General features: G+C 37.7%; 18 protein-coding genes. 8 read left to right on the top strand and 10 right to left on the bottom strand.

Features of this window, described 5'->3' with window-relative positions; translation table 11 throughout:
- The first annotated feature begins 195 nt into the window (after positions 1 to 195).
- From FHX64_RS04100 to FHX64_RS04090, 3 genes are all read left to right on the top strand, one after another.
- Positions 196 to 1,587: a type III PLP-dependent enzyme domain-containing protein gene (locus FHX64_RS04100; protein ID WP_183412552.1), complete on the top strand. Its 1,392-nt coding sequence runs from the start codon at positions 196 to 198 to the stop codon at positions 1,585 to 1,587.
- A gap of 84 nt (positions 1,588 to 1,671) precedes the next feature.
- Entirely contained in the window at positions 1,672 to 2,175 is a 504-nt protein-coding gene (locus FHX64_RS04095; RefSeq protein ID WP_183412551.1) for an SPOR domain-containing protein, read from the top strand.
- Between the two features lie 137 nt (positions 2,176 to 2,312).
- Positions 2,313 to 3,635, top strand: coding sequence for an MATE family efflux transporter (locus FHX64_RS04090; protein WP_183412550.1), 1,323 nt, complete (start codon positions 2,313 to 2,315; stop codon positions 3,633 to 3,635).
- Positions 3,636 to 3,704: 69 nt separating this feature from the next.
- Here the strand turns inward: FHX64_RS04090 and xylE are convergent, their stop codons facing one another.
- From xylE to FHX64_RS04070, 4 genes are all read right to left on the bottom strand, one after another.
- Complete coding sequence (gene xylE / locus FHX64_RS04085; protein WP_183412549.1) at positions 3,705 to 5,372, bottom strand: D-xylose transporter XylE; 1,668 nt, start codon at positions 5,370 to 5,372, stop codon at positions 3,705 to 3,707.
- Positions 5,373 to 5,460: 88 nt separating this feature from the next.
- Positions 5,461 to 6,783 carry a xylose isomerase gene (gene xylA / locus FHX64_RS04080; RefSeq protein WP_183412548.1) on the bottom strand — a complete coding sequence of 441 codons (1,323 nt, stop codon included), beginning with the start codon at positions 6,781 to 6,783 and terminating at the stop codon, positions 5,461 to 5,463.
- Between the two features lie 52 nt (positions 6,784 to 6,835).
- The gene (locus FHX64_RS04075; RefSeq protein ID WP_183412547.1) at positions 6,836 to 8,341 is read right to left on the bottom strand and encodes a xylulokinase; all 1,506 of its coding nucleotides are present in this window, start codon (positions 8,339 to 8,341) and stop codon (positions 6,836 to 6,838) included.
- A 29-nt stretch (positions 8,342 to 8,370) separates the two neighbouring features.
- Entirely contained in the window at positions 8,371 to 9,087 is a 717-nt protein-coding gene (locus FHX64_RS04070; RefSeq protein WP_183412546.1) for an NrtR DNA-binding winged helix domain-containing protein, read from the bottom strand.
- 396 nt (positions 9,088 to 9,483) lie between these two features.
- Between FHX64_RS04070 and porD the strand changes: the two genes are divergently transcribed.
- From porD to FHX64_RS04055, 3 genes are all read left to right on the top strand, one after another.
- A complete protein-coding gene (gene porD, locus FHX64_RS04065) occupies positions 9,484 to 10,380 on the top strand; it encodes a type IX secretion system protein PorD (RefSeq protein WP_183412545.1) in 897 nt (298 codons plus the stop codon).
- A 15-nt stretch (positions 10,381 to 10,395) separates the two neighbouring features.
- The gene (gene recN / locus FHX64_RS04060) at positions 10,396 to 12,054 is read left to right on the top strand and encodes a DNA repair protein RecN (protein ID WP_183412544.1); all 1,659 of its coding nucleotides are present in this window, start codon (positions 10,396 to 10,398) and stop codon (positions 12,052 to 12,054) included.
- A 65-nt stretch (positions 12,055 to 12,119) separates the two neighbouring features.
- Positions 12,120 to 12,434: a T9SS type A sorting domain-containing protein gene (locus FHX64_RS04055; RefSeq protein WP_183412543.1), complete on the top strand. Its 315-nt coding sequence runs from the start codon at positions 12,120 to 12,122 to the stop codon at positions 12,432 to 12,434.
- A gap of 71 nt (positions 12,435 to 12,505) precedes the next feature.
- Here the strand turns inward: FHX64_RS04055 and FHX64_RS04050 are convergent, their stop codons facing one another.
- The gene (locus FHX64_RS04050; protein ID WP_183412542.1) at positions 12,506 to 13,750 is read right to left on the bottom strand and encodes a DUF1015 domain-containing protein; all 1,245 of its coding nucleotides are present in this window, start codon (positions 13,748 to 13,750) and stop codon (positions 12,506 to 12,508) included.
- A 124-nt stretch (positions 13,751 to 13,874) separates the two neighbouring features.
- On the bottom strand, positions 13,875 to 14,534 hold the full coding sequence (locus tag FHX64_RS04045; protein WP_183412541.1) for a DUF4294 domain-containing protein: 660 nt from the start codon (positions 14,532 to 14,534) through the stop codon (positions 13,875 to 13,877).
- Positions 14,535 to 14,665: 131 nt separating this feature from the next.
- Between FHX64_RS04045 and FHX64_RS04040 the strand changes: the two genes are divergently transcribed.
- Together FHX64_RS04040 and FHX64_RS04035 are read left to right on the top strand one after the other, a co-directional pair.
- Positions 14,666 to 16,570, top strand: coding sequence for a RecQ family ATP-dependent DNA helicase (locus FHX64_RS04040; RefSeq protein WP_425487958.1), 1,905 nt, complete (start codon positions 14,666 to 14,668; stop codon positions 16,568 to 16,570).
- Positions 16,571 to 16,600: 30 nt separating this feature from the next.
- Positions 16,601 to 17,251: an HAD family hydrolase gene (locus tag FHX64_RS04035; RefSeq protein WP_183412539.1), complete on the top strand. Its 651-nt coding sequence runs from the start codon at positions 16,601 to 16,603 to the stop codon at positions 17,249 to 17,251.
- Positions 17,252 to 17,323: 72 nt separating this feature from the next.
- Here FHX64_RS04035 and nagB read toward each other — a convergent pair whose 3' ends face one another.
- From nagB to FHX64_RS04015, 4 genes are all read right to left on the bottom strand, one after another.
- Positions 17,324 to 18,139 carry a glucosamine-6-phosphate deaminase gene (gene nagB / locus FHX64_RS04030; RefSeq protein ID WP_183412538.1) on the bottom strand — a complete coding sequence of 272 codons (816 nt, stop codon included), beginning with the start codon at positions 18,137 to 18,139 and terminating at the stop codon, positions 17,324 to 17,326.
- Between the two features lie 31 nt (positions 18,140 to 18,170).
- A complete protein-coding gene (locus FHX64_RS04025; RefSeq protein WP_183412537.1) occupies positions 18,171 to 19,352 on the bottom strand; it encodes an FprA family A-type flavoprotein in 1,182 nt (393 codons plus the stop codon).
- A 148-nt stretch (positions 19,353 to 19,500) separates the two neighbouring features.
- Entirely contained in the window at positions 19,501 to 21,531 is a 2,031-nt protein-coding gene (locus FHX64_RS04020; protein WP_183412536.1) for a transketolase family protein, read from the bottom strand.
- 44 nt (positions 21,532 to 21,575) lie between these two features.
- A complete protein-coding gene (locus tag FHX64_RS04015) occupies positions 21,576 to 21,908 on the bottom strand; it encodes a hypothetical protein (protein WP_183412535.1) in 333 nt (110 codons plus the stop codon).
- Between the last annotated feature and the right edge of the window lie 63 nt (positions 21,909 to 21,971).

Genomic DNA, 21,971 nt, shown 5'->3' with positions numbered 1-21,971 from the left:
TTATTATAAGAATTGCTTTTTCATTTTTGTCGATTGCATTTCAATTAATATGTTTAATTTTGCGCTCTCAAATTTCTTGGTATGAAATTAAATTGAAGCATAGGAATGTTTGCTTTGTTTGTTTTATGTCAATGTGAATGAATTAGATCGCGCAATATTTGAATATCTAACTTAGCTATTTCATATATATACGACATGAAAAATAAGTATATTGATTTAATTGAACAATCTTTTGAGTTTCCGAATGAAGAGTTTTCTCTAGTGGATAATGAATTGTATTGGTTTAATATCCCTTTGATGGATATTATAAAACAATATGGTACTCCGTTGAGAATAAGTTATTTGCCTAAAATCGCAAAAAATATACAACGTGCGCGAAGGATGTTCAATGTGGCAATGGCCAAAGTTGATTATAATGCTGAATATCATTACTGCTATTGTACGAAAAGCTCACATTTTTCTTTTGTTATGGAGGAGGTTTTAAAACATGGTGTTCATGTAGAAACTTCATCTGCATTTGACATTAATATATTGGAGTCTTTATTTGAAACTGGTCATCTTAAACCAGATACTTATGTCATATGTAATGGGTTTAAGAGGCCTCAATATATAGAGAATATTCAAAACTTGATTAATGTTGGATTTGAGAATGTAATTCCTGTTCTGGATAATAAGTTTGAGCTGGATCTTTTACTGAAGGACTTTGACCAGCCGGTGAAAGTAGGCATTCGGATCGCTTCAGAAGAAGAACCCAAGTTTGATTTTTATACTTCACGATTGGGTATTCGTTATAATGATATTATTCCATATTTTGTTGATAAGATCCAAAATAATCCTCAGGTTGAGCTGAAAATGCTGCATTTTTTTATCAATACTGGTATCAAAGACACTGCCTACTATTGGAATGAATTAAATAAAGCTGTCAATTTATATTGTGAATTGAAGAAAATTTGTCCGCAATTAGATAGTTTGAATATTGGAGGAGGGTTTCCCATTCAAACACATTTGGATTTTCCTTATGATTATGATTATATGGCAGAAGAAATTGTGGCGCAAATTAAAAATACTTGCACTCAAAATGAAGTGCCCGAACCTCATATTTTTACCGAGTTTGGTTCTTATACCGTAGGTGAAAGCGGAGCAATGCTTTATTCCATTGTCAACCAGAAGCAACAAAACGACCGTGAATTATGGAACATGATTGATAGCTCATTTATGACTACACTTCCTGATACATGGGCTATAGATCAGCGGTACGTTTTTTTGGCAATCAATAATTGGGATCTGGAATATCAACGGGTTCATCTGGGGGGGCTGACTTGCGACAGTGAAGATTTTTATAATGCGGAAGCTCATTCCAATGCTGTGTTTTTGCCAACCATTTCTGAAAACAATGAACAATACATAGGTTTTTTTCATATGGGTGCTTATCAGGAAGCTCTTAGTGGTTTTGGTGGCATTCAGCATTGCTTGATCCCTGCTCCGAAAGTTGTAGTAATTGATGTTGATGAACAAGGAGAATATGTAACGAAATTATTTGCTAAGGAGCAGAGTTACAAGTCGATGCTGAAAATTCTCGGATATTAATTTTTGATTTGCTCTTTTGGTTTAAAATTCTCATATTTGTAGCATTAAATAGAGCTAGCCTTTACTTTTAAAAATACTTTGACAATGAAAAAAACAGCTTATTTATTGATTATTCCTGTTGCTTTAATGTTGGGTTCATGTAAGACGCTTCATCCGGCAGGAATCTATGAGAAAGCTCCGGCAGTATCCCAAAGTCAACCTGCAACAGAGATTACGTCTCCTACGGTTTCGTCTTCAACAACAACGTCAACTGCCTCTCAGAATCCGGCTCCTGCTAATCCTGTGGCTACTACCAACGAAAATGTTAGAACAGAATCATTTACGCTGGCACCTTCTGAAACGAATCAAAATCCAATTCACATGAAATACAATGTGGTGGTAGGTAGTTTTGAAAATCAATCAAATGCACAAAGATTGTCAGCTACGCTAAAAGCAGAGGGGAAGGATCCAGCAATTGTGGTGAATAAGAATGGAATGTTCCGGGTGATCTACGATTCGTTTAATGACTATGCTAAGGCTACTCAAGAGAAATTAGGCCTTCAAGGCAGATTTCCTGGTGCTTGGTTATTGGTACAAGCTGGTCAATAGTAGTATTATATCGAATTTCTGAAATACATTTTTAGGAGTGATTTTTCAGTTGTATTTCAACCTAACAAATACATATGTTTGTTAGGTTTTTTATTTATCGTCCTGTTAGATAACTCAGATAACGATGCCTTTCTTGTATGTATAGCAATAAAAACATTTTCTCGCTTTCATATCCTATCTTTTTGACTTTGCTTGCACAAAGCGTGGTGAATGTTACTGATTCTGCTTTTTTAGGACGCATTGGAGAAGTGGAACTTGGGGCGTCAGCTTTAGGTGGCGTTTTCTATATGGCAATCTTTGTCGTCGGGATGGGATTTGCTAACGGAGCGCAGATCCTTATGGGAAGACGTAATGGGGAAAAGAATTTTATTCCTTTGGGAGATATATTCAATCAGGGAGTTTTATTTTCCTTCATCCTTTCACTGGTCGTGTTTAGTTTATCTTATTGGTTTACATCGCCTTTATTGAGGATGTTTATCCACTCAAAAGAGATATATGCAGCCACGGTTATCTATTTGGATTATCGTGTTTTTGGCTTCTTCTTTGCTTTTGTGAATTTGATGTTTCGAGCTTTTTATGTAGGTGTCATGCGTACAGGTATTCTTACAATCAGTGGTTTTATTACTATGGGCGTCAATGTTTTGTTAAGCTATACGCTGGTATTCGGCCATTTTGGTTTTGCACGAATGGGAATTGCCGGGGCAGCATTGGCTTCTGTACTTTCAGAAGCTATTACGATGCTCTTTTTTGTTGGATATACCGTGTCATTTGTGCATATTGATATTTATAAACTATTCCGATTTAATCAAATTCGAATTCATGTGATTAGGGAGATCTTAGACGTTTCCCTTTTTATGATGTTGCAGTCATTTATATCTATTTCAACCTGGTTTCTCTTCTTTGTATTTATCGAAAAATCAGGAGAACAACCTCTTGCCGTTTCGAATATTATCCGGAGTTTATATTCGCTTTTAGGTCTTCCTGTAATAACATTTGGTATTACCGTTAGTACGTTGGTCAGCAATTTAATGGGAGAAGGTAGGGTTTCTCAGGTGTTACCCATGGTACGTCGTGTAGAGAGGCTAACCATCCTTATCAGCATCCCAGTTGTTTTACTGACTGCATTTTTCCCTCAATTGTTTGCATCAATCTATACCAATGATTTAGTGTTAAGGCTGGCCACTGTCCCAGTGTTACATGTTTTTTGTTTAATTCTGGTCGTATTTTCTTTTGGCAATATTTATTTCAATGCTGTTTCCGGGACAGGCAATACACGGGTAGCTTTGTTGTTTGAATTGATAGTTATGATTGTTTATCTGGTGTTTATCTATTCAGTCAATTTTATATTTCATGCACCTGTTGCTGTCGCTTGGCTGTCGGAAGTAATCTATTGGGTTGGTCTCGGATCGATGAGTTATGTTTATTTGAAGCGAGGCAATTGGCAGACAAAGAAGATTTAATGAAAAGAAAAGCCGTACCCAAAATAATTGTTGAATACGGCTAAACCATGCATGAATAAAAACGAGTGTTTATTTGTTTTTCTTTTTCCAAAGGCTCTCCATCTCTTCCAACTTTTTCCCTTTTGTTTCAGGGACAAACTTCCACATAAATATAGCGGATAGAATTCCCATGATTCCATATATCCAATATGAAAATCCATGATGGAATTGATTTGTGAGCCAAGTGTTGTCATTCATCATAGGGAATGTTAGCGATACTATCCAGTTGGCAATCCATTGCGCAGCGACTGCAATAGACATTGCTCCCCTGATGGAATTCGGAAAAATTTCTGCCAGTAAAACCCAGCAAACAGGACCCCAACTCATTGCAAAGGCTGCTGTGTAAAGAAGCATAAAGATCAAAGCTAACAGTCCAACATGTCCTGAGAAGAATGTGAATCCAAGAGCGATCATGCTAATAGCCATGCCGATAGAGCCAATGATCATTAATGGTTTACGGCCAAACTTATCTACTGTCAGTATAGCAACAACTGTGAATGTCAGATTGACAATGCCAACGATAATAGTTTGCAAAAGGGATGAATCTGTAGAAGCACCCATATTTCGGAAGATATTTCCTGCATAATAAAGTACGACATTAATGCCTACAAATTGTTGAAACACAGAGAGCATGATGCCAATAAAAATCACCAGAAACCCGTATGAAAGCCACGGAGCATTAACTTCGTGCAACGTACTTTTGATTTCTTCCAGTACAGTGGGGGCACTGTCTTTGCCAGCAATCTTTTCCAATACTTTTAATGCTTGGCTATCTTTCCCTTTTAATGCAAGATAACGGGGTGTTTCCGGTACAAAGAATAAAAGAATTAAGAACAATCCAGCTGGGATAGCTCCTGAGAAAAACATCCATCTCCATCCGGTAGCAACCAACCATTGTTCATTTCCTTGTTTGGCTATGAAATAATTGACAAAATAGATAACCAACATGCCAAAAATGATGGCGAATTGGTTGAATGATACTAATTTTCCTCGACTATTAGCAGGTGCTATCTCTGCAATATACATAGGCGAAATCATAGATGCAATACCAACTCCAATGCCACCAATAATCCGAAAGATCACGAAAGCATAAACGTCTAAAGTTCCGAAAATATTGAAACTTTCAGGATGCCAGGCTCCGATGGCTGAAATGAAAAATGCTACTGCTGCAATGATTAATCCGTTTTTACGTCCAATAGCACGTGAGATAAAACCTGCTAAAGCACCTCCGATAATACATCCGATTAGCGCGCTGGCAACGACAAATCCCTTCACAGCGTCTGCCGTATCTTTGATGTCAGCCGGATTAGTCGGAATTGCTTTGGTAAGAAAATTTACTGCCCATATGGTAAAAATCGCAATAATCAGGATACCGACAATACCTCCTTTCTTTAATCCCATCAGTTTGATTAATTGTCCACTTATGATAAAAAAGACAAGATATAATACAATAACCATCATCAGACGATATTGGCTAATAACTGAAACAATATCTGATACATAATTATATCCAGTGGCTGTCGTTTTGTAAATATAAAATTCTACCAATGATTTTTCTGCTCCATTAACTACAGCCGTGTCATATCCAAATAATAAACCTCCCAAAGTTGCTACTAAAGTCAGCAACATAATATAGACCGGATTCCCTTTATTGTAAGAGCTTACGGTGTTTTTCGATGATGTGTCTATGAATGACATTGTAAATGAATTTAATAGTTTCCGGTTTTTGAATTAAGGCAAAGATAATCTGCCGGCAATTTAAAACCGGCAGATTTAGAGCGATCAATTAGATATACATATTAATTAGAGCTTCGTACAATTCTTGTTTACCACTGATTTGTTTGGGTTCTCCGTCGCGAAGTGCAATTTTATGCAAATCTTCCAGAGTTAATTGGCTTTGAGTAAACAATTTTCCTTCTCCATTGTTAAAAGAAGCATAACGTTCTGCACGCATTTTCTTGTAATCAGATTGTTCAAGAATAGTAGCTGCTGTTTCTAATGCACGGGCAAACACATCCATCCCTGCAATATGAGCAATGAAAATGTCGTCAAGATCTGTCGAATTCCGACGTGTCTTTGCATCAAAGTTTGTCCCCCCAACTAATCCACCTGCTTCAAGAATGATTAACCAGGCCTGTGTTAGTTCATAAATATCAATTGGAAACTGATCAGTATCCCATCCGTTTTGAGCATCGCCGCGGTTGGCATCTATCGAACCAAGCATACCTGCATCCACTGCTGCCTGCAATTCATGTTCAAATGAATGCCCGGCCAAAGTGGCATGATTTACTTCAATATTTAATTTGAAATCTTTGTCAAGGCCATGTGCTCGCAGGAATCCGATGACAGTTTCCGAATCTACATCATATTGATGTTTCGTTGGTTCCATTGGTTTTGGTTCTATAAAGAAAGTCCCCTTGAAACCTTGTCCCCTTGCATAGTCTCGTGCCATGGTGAGCATTCTGGCCAAATTTTCTTTTTCCAGCTTCATGTTGGTGTTGAGCAAACTCATATAACCTTCACGTCCACCCCAGAACACATAATTTTCACCTCCTAAAGCGATAGTAGCGTCTAATGCATTTTTGATTTGAAATCCGGCGCATGCTACTGCTTGAAAATCAGGATTTGTGGCGGCTCCATTCATAAAACGAGGATTACTGAAGACATTTGCTGTACCCCAAAGCAGTTTAACTCCCGAAGCAGCTTGCTTTTGTTTTGCATAATCAACAATTGCATGCAGATTCTTTTCATACTCATTGAATGAAGATGAATCGACTAAGTCAATGTCATGAAAGCAATAGTAGTTTATGCCTATTTTGGTCATGAACTCAAATGCAGCATCCATTTTGTCCTTAGCCCTTTCCACGGCGTTTGATTTTGCGTCCCACGGAAATACTTTGGTGCCTGGTCCAAATGGATCGCCTCCTGTTCCACATAATGTATGCCAATAGGCCATCGAGAATCGCAACCAATCTTTCATTTTGCGTCCAAGAACTACTTTTTCAGCATCATAATAACGAAATGCAAATGGATTTTTGCTTTCTTTTCCTTCAAATTTAATTTGGCCAATGCCTGGGAAAAATTCTTTATCCCCTAATAAAATACTCATGATAGTTTTTGATTAATGTGATTTATAAATTGTCTTTGTGTGTATTTTTGATTTATTTTTCTGTACACGAAGATGATAAAACAGTATTTAATGTGTTCTCCCATTTGTCATAAGCAATATGAACAGCTTCTTCTTGTTTTCTGTTTGGGGTGATCGTTTCCATTTTTGTAAGCGAAGCAAAAGCTTCTTCATTATTTTTGAAGATTCCTACGCCAATACCTGCTCCCTTGGCTGCTCCTATAGCTCCGTCAGTATCATAAAGTTCTATTGTAGCTCCCGTAATGGTTGAAAGCGTCTCACGGAACAAAGAACTGAGGAACATATTCGCTTTGCCGGCACGAATTACTTTGATTTCCATGCCCAAATTGTTCATTATATCAATGCCATATTTGAACGAGAACGCAATTCCCTCTTGTGCAGCACGTATGACATGGGCTTTGCTGTGAATGTTGAAATTGATTCCGTTTATTGAACAGCCGGTTTCTTTATTGCTCAAAACTCTTTCCGCCCCATTCCCAAAAGGAAGCACGGATAATCCAGCCGCTCCGACAGGAACGGTTGCGGCTAATTGATCAATTTCTTTGTAACTAAGATTCTCCGGTGCCACATTATTTTTAATCCATGTGTTGAGAATACTTGTACCGTTGATGCATAGCAATACTCCTAAACGAGGTTGATCGACAGAATGGTTCACATGGGCAAACATGTTGACACGTGATAATGGATCGTAATTTATTTGGGCATTAACACCGTACACTACGCCTGAAGTTCCAGCTGTGGCTGCTATTTCTCCTGGATTAAATACATTAAGCGATAAAGCATTGTTAGGCTGATCACCTGCCCGGTATGTTACCGGAATTCCTGCTGCCAATCCTAGTTCTTTGGCAATATGAGGCATAAGCTCTCCTTGTATGCCAAAAGTTGGTACAATATCAGGCAAGATATTAGATGAGAATCCGAAATAATCAAGTAAAGGTTTGGATATATAGTTCTTTTTGAAATCCCAAAATATACCTTCCGATAATCCTGATATAGTTGTCACCGCTTTACCTGTCATGCGCATGGCAATATAGTCTCCGGGCAACATAATCTTGTCTATCTTGTCATATAATTCCGGTTCATGTTGTTTTATCCATGCAAGTTTTGCCGCTGTAAAATTACCGGGAGAATTTAGCAAATGTTCTAAACATGTTGTTTTTCCAATAGTTTTGAAAGCATTTTCGCCATAAGGAACCGCACGACTATCGCACCAAATAATAGACGGTCGAAGCACCTGCTGTTGCTTGTCTATTATGACCAATCCGTGCATTTGATAAGAAATGCCAATGGCTTTAATATCTGCCGGAGATACTTTTGACGTATTTAGTATGGACAATGTGGCTATTTTGAGATTATTCCACCATTGATCTGGATGTTGTTCTGCCCATCCGGCCCGTAAAGCAGTTATAGACATTTCCTGTTTCGGCGAAAAATCTTCTGCTACACATTTCCCTGTTTCGGCATTAACTAAACTTGCTTTTATGGATGAGCTGCCAATATCGTAGCCTAATAAATACATATAAGTGTTTTTTGTTTAGATTGAAAAAATTAGCGATGTATCTGATTATAAATGATTTTATCAAAACGATAATAACGGGCAGCGCGATGTGCCACATTCTCTTGCTTTTCGTCAAGTGGCACAACATAGTGCAAGGACAGAAATTTTTTATGAAAGTTGCGAATATCCACTTTTGTGCCAAAAATGATCTCGTGCAAATTACGCAATTCCGCTTCAGTAAAACGCTTTGGAAGCAATTCGTAAAGTCCAATAGGATCATCTTCGAGTTTTAGCCTTACGTAGTCAAGCGCTTTTTCTACAATGATATTATGATCGAACGCCAGTTGTCCAATGTTATTTATATCGCACCAATGCGCCTCATATTTGTCGGAAAAGTTTTGTAGTTTTTGTCCTATCTTGATAAGTGCCACATACCCGATAGTAACGATTCTGCCTATTTTCATATGAATGGCATTTTCCAGCCAAACTATATCCTGTGGATTCTTAGTTCTTTCAGGAGAACCAAAACTATGGAACTGCTGAAGATAGATATTTTTGATCCCGGTTAATTCATGAAGAACACGATAAGCAGCATCGTCAAGATCTTCATTTTCATAAATCACACTTCCCGGTAACTTCATGTCATTATAACACTCTTCTTCGTTGATTCCACTCCTTGAAATCAACAGGATGTTGAGCTTTTCACCGGTAAAGCCAAAAATAACGCAATCGACTGATACATGAGGGTATAGTGTTGATTCTGGCATAAGACGAAGATTAAAAATATGAACCTGTAATATTCTTATGCAAATAAACTCATTTATTTTCTTATTCACAATATTATTGGCATAAAAAACTGATAATAAGAATTTTGTAGAATGTATATTTTACATTAAGACATGTGATAAAACAAGATGTTTTTCAATACAATGAGACTAGGTTATAAGATGTATTAATTACAATAAGATGATCGAGTTAAATAATATAAAATATTTGAGTATCTAATGATTATGCCCTTGCAGAAGTTCGGAATAGTAATTTTACTTGCTGATGGTTGATTAATGTACAACTGAGATTTGAAATTATTGTCGTAATTTTGTCTTTGAGTTGATTCTGTATTTGATGTCAATTACAAAAATTGCTATTATCGTTTGTGTTGGAGTATGAAAAAATTGGTGTTATTGTTTCTTTTAAGTAACATATTGTTACGCCTTTCTGCTCAGGAGCTGAATTGTCATGTGCAGATAAACGCCAGCATGATACAAGGTACCAATACGCGTGCTTTTTCTACTCTCGAGAAAGCTCTGAATGATTGGATGAATAGTCGTCAGTGGACCAACCTCGATTATTCACCTGTCGAGAAGATTGATTGTAATTTTATTTTTACGGTTAAAGCATATTCTAATAATTATTTTACTACTGAGTTACAGGTTCAATCACGTCGTCCCGTCTTTAATTCTTCTTATGAGACATCTCTTTTTAATTTTCAGGATAAGAATGTAAACTTCAATTATGTGGAAGGACAATCCATGGAAATCAATGAAAATCAGGTCGATAATAATTTGTTGGCAGTCATGATGTTTTATGGATACATTATTTTAGGCGAAGATGCCGATTCATTTGCTTTAAAAGGGGGAACCTCATTTTTTCAACGCGCAAATTCTATTGTCAACTCAATGCAATCATCTACCGAATCAGGATGGAAAGCTTTTGAAAGTGATCAAAATCGATATGCATTGATTAATGGCATTTTAGATCCAAAATTAGCTTCAATACGAACTTTGAATTATGAATATAATCGTCTCGGCTTAGACATGATGGCTGATAATCCGGATAATGGTCGGGCAACCATTGCTCAGGCTCTAACTTTATTAAAACAGGCCAATAATAATGCTCCCTCAAATATTGTGATCTCAATATTTCTAAACTCAAAAATTGACGAAATTGCCGATATTTTTACTCAAGGAACTACCAGTGAACGAAATGGAGTCTATTCTGTCCTAATGCAAGTTGCCCCAGCATTAGCTAACCGTTTTGATAAAATACAAAATAACAATTAAGAAAGATGCATAGATATGTTATGTTCTTTATACATTGAAAATTATGTTCTGATAGAACGCCTTTCCATAGATTTTGGCCAAGGCTTTTCGGTTATAACTGGTGAAACAGGTGCTGGAAAATCTATTATTTTAGGGGCCTTAGGTTTAATTTTAGGACAGCGAACGGATTCAAAGGCAATTCGGGAAGGGGCGTCAAAGTGTGTGATAGAAGGAACTTTTACTATTGTATCATATGACTTGCAGCCTTTCTTTGCAACTAATGAATTGGAATATGCAGATGAAACCATTATTCGGCGCGAAATTTATGCTTCAGGCAAATCACGGGCCTTTATAAACGACTCACCGGTTGGGCTGCTACAATTGAAGGAATTGGGAGAAAAATTAATCGATATTCATTCTCAACACCAGAATCTATTACTTCAACATAGTGCTTTCCAATTGAATGTTGTTGATATAGTTGCAAATACCAGACTCCTTTTAAAAGAATACCAGAATGCTTTTGCTTCCTATCAAATAAAGCAAAAACAATTAGTCGATTTACGTAGTCTGTCTTTACAAAAACAGGCCGAGCGGGATTATTTATTGTTTCAATGGCAGCAACTACTTGATGCAAAATTAGTTGATGACGAGCAAGAAATGCTCGAAGAAGAACTAAATATTTTGCAACATGCAGGAGAGATCAAAGATTATTTGCAAAAAACGTTACATATAATTGATGGTCACGACAATGCTGTATTATCTTCTTTAAAAGAAGCCATGGGAATGATGCGCCACGCCCAACAACTCTTTCCTGCCATGGAAGAGTATGAACGACGTATTGATTCTATACAGATAGAACTAAAAGATATTACCGGAGAGCTAGGCAAGCATGAAATGTCAATTGATGTGGAGCCGGATCGTTTGCTACAAGTACAACAGCGGCTGGATGAACTTTATAGCCTGGAGCAAAAGCATCGTGTGACTACACTTTCAGCGTTAATTGATTTGCGTGATAAGTTTGCGACGGAATTAAAACATATTGAAGAATTTGATGAGGATATTTTGACACTTGAAAAAGAAACTGCTCATTTGCTCCAGGAAGTTGTTGTTTTAGGTGAGCAATTATCTGTTGAAAGAGAAAAATCTTTTTCTGTAATAGTTCAACATGTTGAAAAACAACTTAGACAATTGGGGATGAAACACGTTGTTTTTCAGGTTGAGCGAAAACAACTGACCGACTGGACATTGATAGGACACGATGAAATACAATTTTTATTTTCTTCGAACATGCAGGTCAAACCGCAGCCGGTAGCCCAAATTGCATCCGGAGGAGAAATTTCACGTGTAATGCTAAGCCTTAAATCCTTAATTGCTAATACGAAATCATTGCCAACTATTATTTTTGATGAAATCGATATGGGTATTTCAGGTGAAATAGCAAATGCCATGTCATTAATAATGAAACAATTGGGTGGTGTTATGCAAGTAATTGCAATTACTCATTTGCCTCAGATTGCAGCTAAAGGAATGTTTCATTATCGCGTTTCTAAAACAATTCATAATGCAATATCAGAAACAACAATTCAAAAATTATCTGAAACAGAAAGAGTTGCCGAAATTGCGACAATGCTGAGCGGAGCTTCCGTAACCCAGGCTGCGATTGATAACGCTAAGCAGCTACTTGCCGGAGCATAAATTTCATTATAGAATAGTACATTTTCCAAAAAGAAAGATTATTTTTGTGATAAAATCCGAGGCGCATGAAACAATCTTTACTCTACATTTCTTTTATTCTTACTTTATTCATCACAACAAATCTTCAAGCACAAAATCAACGACAAAATTCAATGTCCATAAGTGCTTCGCAGCGAATGACTGTTGTGGTGAATGAAGATCATGTAATGACTGTCACCAATGCTCCGGCAAATTCGATACTTGAGATTTTTAGTTTAGTAGGAACGAAAGTTGCTGAAAAAAGAGTGGTATATAATCATCAGGAATTTGCCTTGGATTTACCGGTGGGTTATTATATTGTGCGCATTGGAGATCAGACACAAAAAATTGTAATTCGATAGTTGAGGGTTATTATCAGCAAAAAGCCGTTTACTGTTTATTAGTAGCGGCTTTTTGTTTGTTGAAAGAGTTATTATTCCAATGTATGAATAACAAGTCCTGATCGTAATTTTGGCTCAAACCATGTTGTTTTTGGGGGCATGATATTTCCCGTATCTGCAATTGCTATGAGTTGTTGCATAGAAACAGGATACAATGCTAATGCTAACTTCATTTCACCACTGTCAACCCGTTGCTGTAACGCGTTCAATCCACGAATTCCTCCTACGAAATCAATCCGTTTGTCGCTTCTTAAATCTTTAATGTCTAGAATTTCGTCTAAAATAAATCGTGAAGATATGGTTACATCCAGTACTTCAATCGGATCGTTGTCATTGTATGTTGCAGGTTTGGCTTGCAACTCGTACCATCTTCCTGAAAGATACAATGAAAAATGATGTAGAGCATTAGGTTTGAACGGAGATGACCCCTTTTCATTGATTATAAACGAGTCTGATAACCTTGATAAGAATTCCGAATCTGTTAAGCCATTCAGATCTTTGACTAAACGGTTGTAATCCATAATAGCAAGCTGATTATCAGGGAAACATACGGCCATAAAGAAATTATATTCTTCATCCCCTTTATGACCTGGATTTTGTAGCTTTTTTTCATGGCCAACTAACGCTGCAGCAGCTGAACGATGGTGACCGTCTGCTATGTAAAGGGAGGGAATCTCTGAAAAAATTTCTGTAATATAATTAATCGTTGCGGCATTGTCAACAATCCAAAACAAATGCTCAATGCCATCAGAAGCTATGAATTTGTATTCCGGTTGTTGCAGCACGATTTGGCTTACTATTTCATCCAGTTCCTGATGATGGGGATATGCAAGAAAAACCGGTTCCATATTAGCGTTGGTGATGCGAACATGTTTCATTCGATCTTCTTCTTTGTCTCGGCGTGTCAGCTCATGTTTTTTTATAGCCCCATTCATATAATCTTCTACAGAAGCGGCAACACATAGGCCGTACTGAGTTTTTCCGTTCATTACCTGAGCATAAATATAATAATTTGCAGTGGTATCTTTAACAAGCCAGCCTTTTTCTTGAAAGAGATGAAAATTCTCTGCTGCTTTTTCATACACACGGGGATCGTGTTCATCTGTTCCGGTAGGAAAATCAATTTCAGGTTTGATAATGTGATACAGTGATTTGTCGTTTCCAGCTGCTTCGTTACGTGCTTCATCAGAATTTAGTACGTCATAAGGACGAGATGCGATTTGTTTAACCCATTGTTTTGGTGGGCGTAAACCACAAAAAGGTCGTATCGTTGCCATGATTTTAGTTGTTAAAAATTATAAGCAAAGATATTGATTTTTGATGACTTACGAAAACAATCGAATGTATGGTGCTTTTTATATAAATGTCTGAAAATTAATGCATTGACTGGGGTAGATTTTTTTATAGTTCTCCAGCTTCTACCAGTATAATAACACGTTCGATAATGCGGTCTCTGTTTTCAGGATCATATTGAGCTTTTAAATTTGATCCGAATAATTTTGCAATTCCCTGCCAAAACCAAGCTGTGACAGGACCTTTGAACTCCTGAATAATGGAATACGCAGTTTGGTTACATTCCCGGTCGATCATTCTGACTAATAACTTCCCTTGGTTAATGGTCATGGAACGAAGATCTTTGTCATATTGCTTGAATAAGGTTTTTTGCACTTGTTTGATATATGCTTTTTTTTCTTGTTCTGTTTGCAGTGTTGCCAAATGTTGATCTACTGTTAGTAGTAAACGGGATGCCATTCGTGCATAGGGGAGTACGCGTTTTACATCGTACACAGTTTTCCAGTAAAATCTTTCTTCCCGCTTATTTTTAAATTTCAATGGGGGGAAACAGTATACATCATTCATGGTGTAAAGAAACAGTGTATCTTTCCCATCAATTTCATATGCACATACCTTGCTTTTGGAAGGCAAATGGAGAGTATAACATAAATCGTTGTATATTTGTTGCTTCCGCTGAAGATCATTCAGCCACTGGTCGTAATTCGTCTGTTGACCATAGGCTGATACCATGATAAACGGCAACAATATCACCAATATCTTTTTCATTAGCGTTTTACAATCAACAAATAAAAGCAGTCAGGTATAAAAATTCTTGGCAAAGATAGTGGGTAATCATGTTAAGTGAACTTGAATCTTGGTTGAAAAAGTGTAATTTTGTGGGTATGAAAACAGCATCAATAGAACCATATCTTGCTATTTTAAAACAATATTGGGGGTATGATGAGTTCCGTCCGTTGCAAAGTGAAATTATTCAAAGTATTGCTTCCGGGCACGATACGTTGGGTTTGATGCCAACAGGGGGGGGGAAATCTCTTACTTTTCAAGTACCTGCTTTAGCGCAGGAAGGTCTTTGTTTGGTGGTAACTCCGTTGATAGCACTAATGCGTGATCAAGTTGATAATTTACAATCACGTGGCATTAAAGCTGCAATGATTTGTACGGGAATGTCAAGAACTGAAATTCTGACCACTCTTGATAATTGTACTTTTGGAAATTATAAATTTCTGTACGTTTCTCCGGAACGTTTATCTACAGACATATTTATCAATCGATTATCTCATTTAGATATTAATTTAATTACCGTTGATGAGGCTCATTGCATTTCTCAATGGGGCTACGATTTTCGTCCTTCTTATTTGAAAATAGCTGACATCAGATCATATCTGCCGGCTGTGCCTTTGCTGGCGCTTACGGCAACCGCAACTAAAGCTGTCATTGATGATATTCAGCAAAAACTGCTTTTTAAAGAATCCAATATTTTTAGCGTAAGTTTTGAGAGACCTAATCTGGCCTATGTGGTACGCCGTGTCGATGATAAGCTACCTCATATTATCCATATCTTATCCCGGGTTTCTGGAAGTGCAATCATTTATGTCAGAGCCAGAACCAAGACAAAAGAAGTCGCAGATTTTTTGAATAAGAATTCTGTTTCAGCAGATTATTTTCATGCAGGATTACCCCGGGAAACAAAGGATGCCAAACAGTCGGCTTGGAAAGGAAACAAAGTGCGAGTGATGGTTGCGACGAATGCATTCGGGATGGGAATCGATAAGTCTGACGTCAGCGTAGTCATTCATCTGGATTTACCAGATTCCATTGAGGCCTATTTTCAGGAAGCGGGTAGGGCAGGACGGGATGGGAAGAAAGCATATGCAATCCTGATTTATAGCAAAACAGATGGTGCAGTTTTAAAGCGTCGCATTTCCGATGCTTTCCCACCAAAAGAGCGTATTATCCATACATATAACTGTTTGTGCAATTTTTATCAGATTGCGATTGGTTCAGGATTTGGATTCGTGGTTCCTTTCGATTTAACGAAGTTTTGTGTCACTTATCATTTGCCACTAAATAGTACCTATCATGCATTTAAAATTTTAGAACAGGCTGGTTACATAGAACTTACGGATGAACTGGATAATCCTTCCCGGCTAATGATTACGGTGACTAAGGAAGACTTGTATCTCTTAAGACACAAAAATGATCTCTGGGATACGATCTTGCAAGTTACTTTGCGATCGTATACCGGTCTGTTCTCCGATTATGCCCATATTAGCGAAGAGATTATTGCCCAGCGGGCAGGAACAACGCGCGAAGAGGTTTATATAGCGTTTTCGCAACTAACAAAAGAAAATATTGTCAATTATATTCCTGCCCGAAAATCCCCCTTTGTTTCATTTACACAATCTCGCGAAGATGAGCGCTATATTACTATTTCGAAAGAAGTTTATGAGGATCGGCTTTTACAGTTTGAAGGTCGCATCAAGGCTATGTTGTCCTATGCTGAAGAGGAGAATATTTGCCGAAGCCAGCAGTTATTGTCATACTTTGGACAACTCTATCAAAAGGTTTGTAATCAATGTGATGTGTGCTTGAAAAAGAAAAAGTCAACCTTTTCGGAGGATGATTTCGAAATATATAAAGAGACTCTTGGGCGGATATTAAAGAATGCGCCGTCAACTGTTCAGGAAATCTTGACTAAAACTAAGTTACAGGAAGAGAAGATTCAACAGGTACTTCGATATTTACAGGATGATGGTACTATTACCGTGAATGATGCTTTACAATTATGTTGGCGGAAATGAATTCATAAAATAAAGTTTGCTATTAAATATATGACAGAATTGGTGATTTTTGATTTGGATGGAACATTACTCGATACCATTCATGATTTAGGGAATAGTGTGAATTATGCTTTACAGAAAAATGGATTCCCATTACACGATATAGAAACTTATCGTTATTTTGTGGGCAATGGTATTACAAAGTTGATTGAACGATCATTGCCTGATGACCAGAAGAATGTTGAAATAATTCAGCGGGTTAGACAGGATTTTATGATTCATTATATTCCTCACTCAGAGGATTTAACCAGACCATACCAAGGCATTCCTGAAGTATTATATACGTTGCAACAAAAAGGAATTCAGCTTGCTGTAGCTTCTAATAAGGTGCAGCTTGCGACGGAGCGTGTTGTCAATCACTTTTTCCCATCTGTTCATTTTGCAGCTGTTTTGGGACAAAGAGAAGGTTTCCCTGTTAAACCTGATCCGTCTATTTTACTATCTATTATGGAGCAAACTGCTGTTTCAAAAGTTAATACTTTATATGTTGGCGATTCAGGCGTAGATGTGTTAACCGCTAAACATGCCGGATTATCTTTTGTGGGCGTTTTATGGGGATTCCGTCCGCAATCTGAACTGGAAGCGCTTGGAGCCGTTTCATTTGTTCATACCCCCGGTGAAATTTTGCATTATATCAAATAATAAAGGGAATTAGCAGAAACATTTCCACGAATTCCCTTTATTGATTTTGAAAACAAAATAATGTTTCAGCTATTAGTTGTTCAATAAAGAAGCGGGATCAAGGTTTTTACTCTCAATATCCAAAAAATAATTGTAGGTTCCAACCGTCAGTTCATCGCATGCTGCTTTATCGCATACAATTATTCCTTTAGGGTGAAGCTGCAACATGCTGATTGTCCATTTATGATTCACTCCTTCTTCAACAGCATGATTTAAAGCTCTTGCCTTGTTATGACCGTTAACCAGAATCAGCACTTCTTTCGCGTCCATAATAGTACCAACACCTACTGTAAGGGCTGCCTTAGGTACCTGATTGACATCATTGTTGAAAAACCTGGAATTTGCAATCATGGTGTCCATTGTCAACTCTTTGTCGCGTGTGCGTGAATAGAGCGACGAGCAGGGCTCATTGAAAGCAATATGTCCATCAGCGCCAATCCCTCCCAGAAACAAATCAATGCCTCCAACTGCTTTTATTTTATCTTCATAGCGTTGACATTCTGCCGCAATATCAGATGCCATACCATTTAAAATATTGACATTTTGGGATTGGATATTAATGTGGCTAAAAAAATTTGTCCACATAAAAGTATGATAACTTTGCGGATGATCTGCCGAAAGTCCAATATATTCATCCATATTGAAAGTGATCACATGCTGAAAAGAAATTCTTCCTGCTTTATAATGGTCGATTAGTGCCTGATAGGTGCCTATGGGCGTTGATCCGGTTGGCAAACCCAATACAAAAGGTTTTTCAGCCGTAGGATTTGCTTCTTTGATTTTTGAAACAATATAATTAGCTGCCCATTGCGACATTTGTAAATAGTCCTGTTCAATGATTAGTCTCATATTTCTCGAGATTTTGAAGGTTATATTATTTTCATGCCTTGGCAAGTTCTTTGCCTAATGCAATACAAGCTTTGTATGCATTTTCTTTAAGGCTTTGTTGCTCTTCCACAGCAGTTCCAATGACCTCCCATTTCATCTTTTCAGCAAATGCTGCAAAAATACGCATAGTCGCGTTTGACCACGTGGAAGATCCAAAATAGGAAAATTTACGATGTTTGATATCTCTATTTTCAATTTTGAGAAGGAAAGATGCCATTTCAGGGAATAGTCCGTTATTGTATGTGGGACTACCCATTACAAGCCTGTCGTATCTGAAAATATCCGTCAGAATGAAGGATGCATCTGTTTTAGCGACATCATAAATCATGATATTTTTTTCTCCTGATTCTGAAAGCCCTTCTGCAATAGCTTCAGCCATCTGTTCGGTATTACCATACATGCTTGCATAGACAATGACGACTCCGCGTTTTCCTTCATAACGACTGAGACTATTGGTCATATCAATAATTTTCGGAATCTGTTCACGCCAAACTGGTCCATGTGTCGGGCAGATATAATCAATCTGCACTGAATGCATCTTTTCTAATGCCTTTTGCACAGGAGATCCATATTTTCCTGCTATATTCGAAAAATAACGATCAAATTCATCCAGATATTTATTAACCATTAAATCAGCATCGACAACACCTCCATCCAATGCTCCGAAAGCTCCAAATGCATCGCCGGTAAAGATCGCTTTATCACTTGCATCATAGGTCATCATCGTTTCCGGCCAATGGATCATTGGTGTCAGAAAAAATTTCAATTCATGTTTTCCTAATGATATTGTAGAACCATCCGTGACTTCCATTAGACCGTCTTCAATGCCGTAATACCCGGCTAACATTTTAAACGTGCGGGCATTGCCAATTATCTTCACATCAGGGAATAATCTTTTGATAGCACGGATTGATCCTGAATGATCCGGTTCCATATGATTGATTATCAAATAATCCACACTGCGCCCTCGCAAAACATCTAATAATTTGTCGATATAAATTTCAGCAAATGGAATTTCTACCGTATCGATGAGAGCTATTTTTTCATCTACAATGACATACGAGTTATAAGAAACGCCAAAAGGAAGCGGAATTTGGTTCTCAAACATCAACTTTTGTCGATCGTTGACGCCAACATAATAAATATCGTTTGTTATAGATTTAGCTTTGAACATAATGATTTATTGAGTTTATGAGTTACGAATGAATAATGTCTTCATGGTACTCATATTGAATGCTATATTTTACGGTGATGAATGAATTTTATGATTATAATCTTATTTGTTTTTCAATACCTTAATGACATTAGAATAGCCAAACATCCTATTTTTCAAGTAATTTGACGACTTGTTCAACTACATTTTGAGATGTAAACCCAAATTTTTCATCCAATACTTTGAAAGGAGCTGAAAATCCAAAATGATCCAATCCAAAAACCACACCATTTGCTCCAACCAGTCTTTGCAGAGTGGATGGCAGTCCCGCTGTCAGTCCGAATGCAGGTATGTTTGACGGAATTACAGCTTGGCGATAAGCGGCATCCTGTTGAAAGAATAGACCTTCGGAAGGTGCTGAAACTACTTGTGGGTCAATCCCTTTTTCTTCGAGCAAAGGAACTGCAGCTAACAGTGTTGCTACTTCCGATCCATTTGCAATTAACACAACAGTAGGATTGTTTTTTGCTGTCCGTACTACATAAGCACCACGTGCTTCCTGAAGAGCGTTTTGATATCCATTTTCGGTGACGATATTTTTAATATTTTGTCGTGAAAGAATCAATCCGGTGGGTGAATGACGGTTTTCTAAAGCAAGTTTCCATGCAACAGTTGTCTCGTCAGCGTCTGCCGGACGTAATACCAACATACTGTTTTTCCCATTATGGTTTTTCAATTGTTCCATCAAACGGATTTGAGCTTCCTGTTCAACAGGTTGATGTGTTGGCCCATCTTCTCCGACACGAAATGCATCGTGTGTCCAGATAAAGATCACAGGAAGTTCCATCAAGCCTGCCATTCTAACGGCAGGTTTCATATAGTCGGAAAAAACGAAGAAAGTTCCACATGCAGGAATGACCCCGCCATGCAATGCCATACCGTTCATGATGGCAGCCATGGTTAATTCACTCACGCCAGCCTGGAAAAAAGATCCTGAAAAATCTCCTTTTGCAAAAGCTTTTGTCTTTTTCAAAAATCCATCCGTTTTATCGGAATTGGAAAGGTCAGCAGAGGCCACGATCATGTTTTCAACAGTTGTAGCCAAAGTAGCTAACACTGTTGACGACGCGGCACGTGTCGCCTGATCTTGTTTTTGGACAATAGCTGCATAATCAACTGTAGGAGCTTCATTCGAGAAGAATGATTTATATTTTTGTGCTAATGCCGGATTTGCTTTTTCCCATTCTGCCTGAGCTGTTTTGCGCTGAGCTGCAATTTGAGCCAGTTCTTTCATGCGTTGTGCATATAATTCGGCAGTTTCAGGAAATATAGTAAACGGATTTTCAGGATCTCCACCTAAATTTTTAATTGTATTTTCGAAGGAAGCACCTGCTTCTCCTAATGGCATGCCATGTGTAGCACATTGATTTTCATAATTTTTACCATCAGCTGTAAGTGCACCTTTCCCCATAATGGTAGCCCCAACGATAATGGTTGGCCTTTGAGTTTCTTGTTGGGCAGATTTTAATGCCTTACGGATTTGATCTGCGTCGTTACCATCAATTTTAATAACATTCCATCCCCAGGCTTCATATTTTTTTGCGGTGTCTTCAGCACTTACCACGTTTACACTACTGGATAATTGAATATTATTTGAGTCGTAAAACATGATTAAGTTATGCAGTCCCAATGTCCCGGCTACGCGTCCGGCTCCTTGCGATATCTCTTCCTGTACGCCACCATCCGAAATAAAGGCATAAATTTTATGACTCATCCATTCTCCAAAACGAGTTGCCAAAAAGCGTTCTGCAATAGCGGCTCCGATTGCCATGGTATGTCCTTGTCCTAATGGTCCCGATGTATTTTCAACTCCGCGCATAACATCTTTTTCGGGATGACCAGGAGTTATACTGCCCCATTGACGAAATTGTTTTAAATCATCCATGGTGTATTTCCCTGTCAACGCGAGAACACTGTAAAGCATCGGAGACATGTGTCCTGGATCAAGGAAAAAGCGGTCACGGGTTTCCCATTGCGGATCTGCTGGATCAAAAACAAGAAATTCACTAAATAAAATGTTGATAAAATCGGCTCCACCCATAGCTCCACCTGGGTGTCCTGACTTTGCTTTTTCTACCATGCTGGCAGCTAAAATTCGAATATTATTTGCAGTTCGATTTTGTAATGAAGTTGTTTGCATATAAAAAAGTTGATTAAAAGATGATGATGTGCGATAAAAACCTGTTATTCTTCGTCGTATATACCAATTGATTTACCATACTGATATTCGGCTTCCAATAGAAGTTGAACTTCGTCTTCTGTCAGGGAGATGATTTTTTCTTTTCGAATAGTTTTCATGATAAAATCCATCATCGCCTCTTCATCAATGGTCGTTTCTTCTACAGAATTTTCGTCGATATATCCGTTTGAATCGTAATATTCATAAATTACGTCCAAAAAATATGAGATATCGTCTTCACTCAGTTTGGATTTCAGATCCTGAGGAATGTAATTTAAGATGTAAGCAATAGCTTGTTCATCATCAAATTCAAGTAATTCGTCATCGTTAGTGTCCATAGTATATATCGTAATATTAAGTGTTTATTTATCGTACTTTTGGTAGTAAAATTAGCTTTTTTA

Source organism: Microbacter margulisiae, from assembly GCF_014192515.1.
Classification (GTDB): domain Bacteria; phylum Bacteroidota; class Bacteroidia; order Bacteroidales; family Paludibacteraceae; genus Microbacter; species Microbacter margulisiae.
The sequence above is the reverse complement of the archived record's forward strand: the minus strand, read 5'-3'. Positions and strand labels throughout refer to the sequence as shown.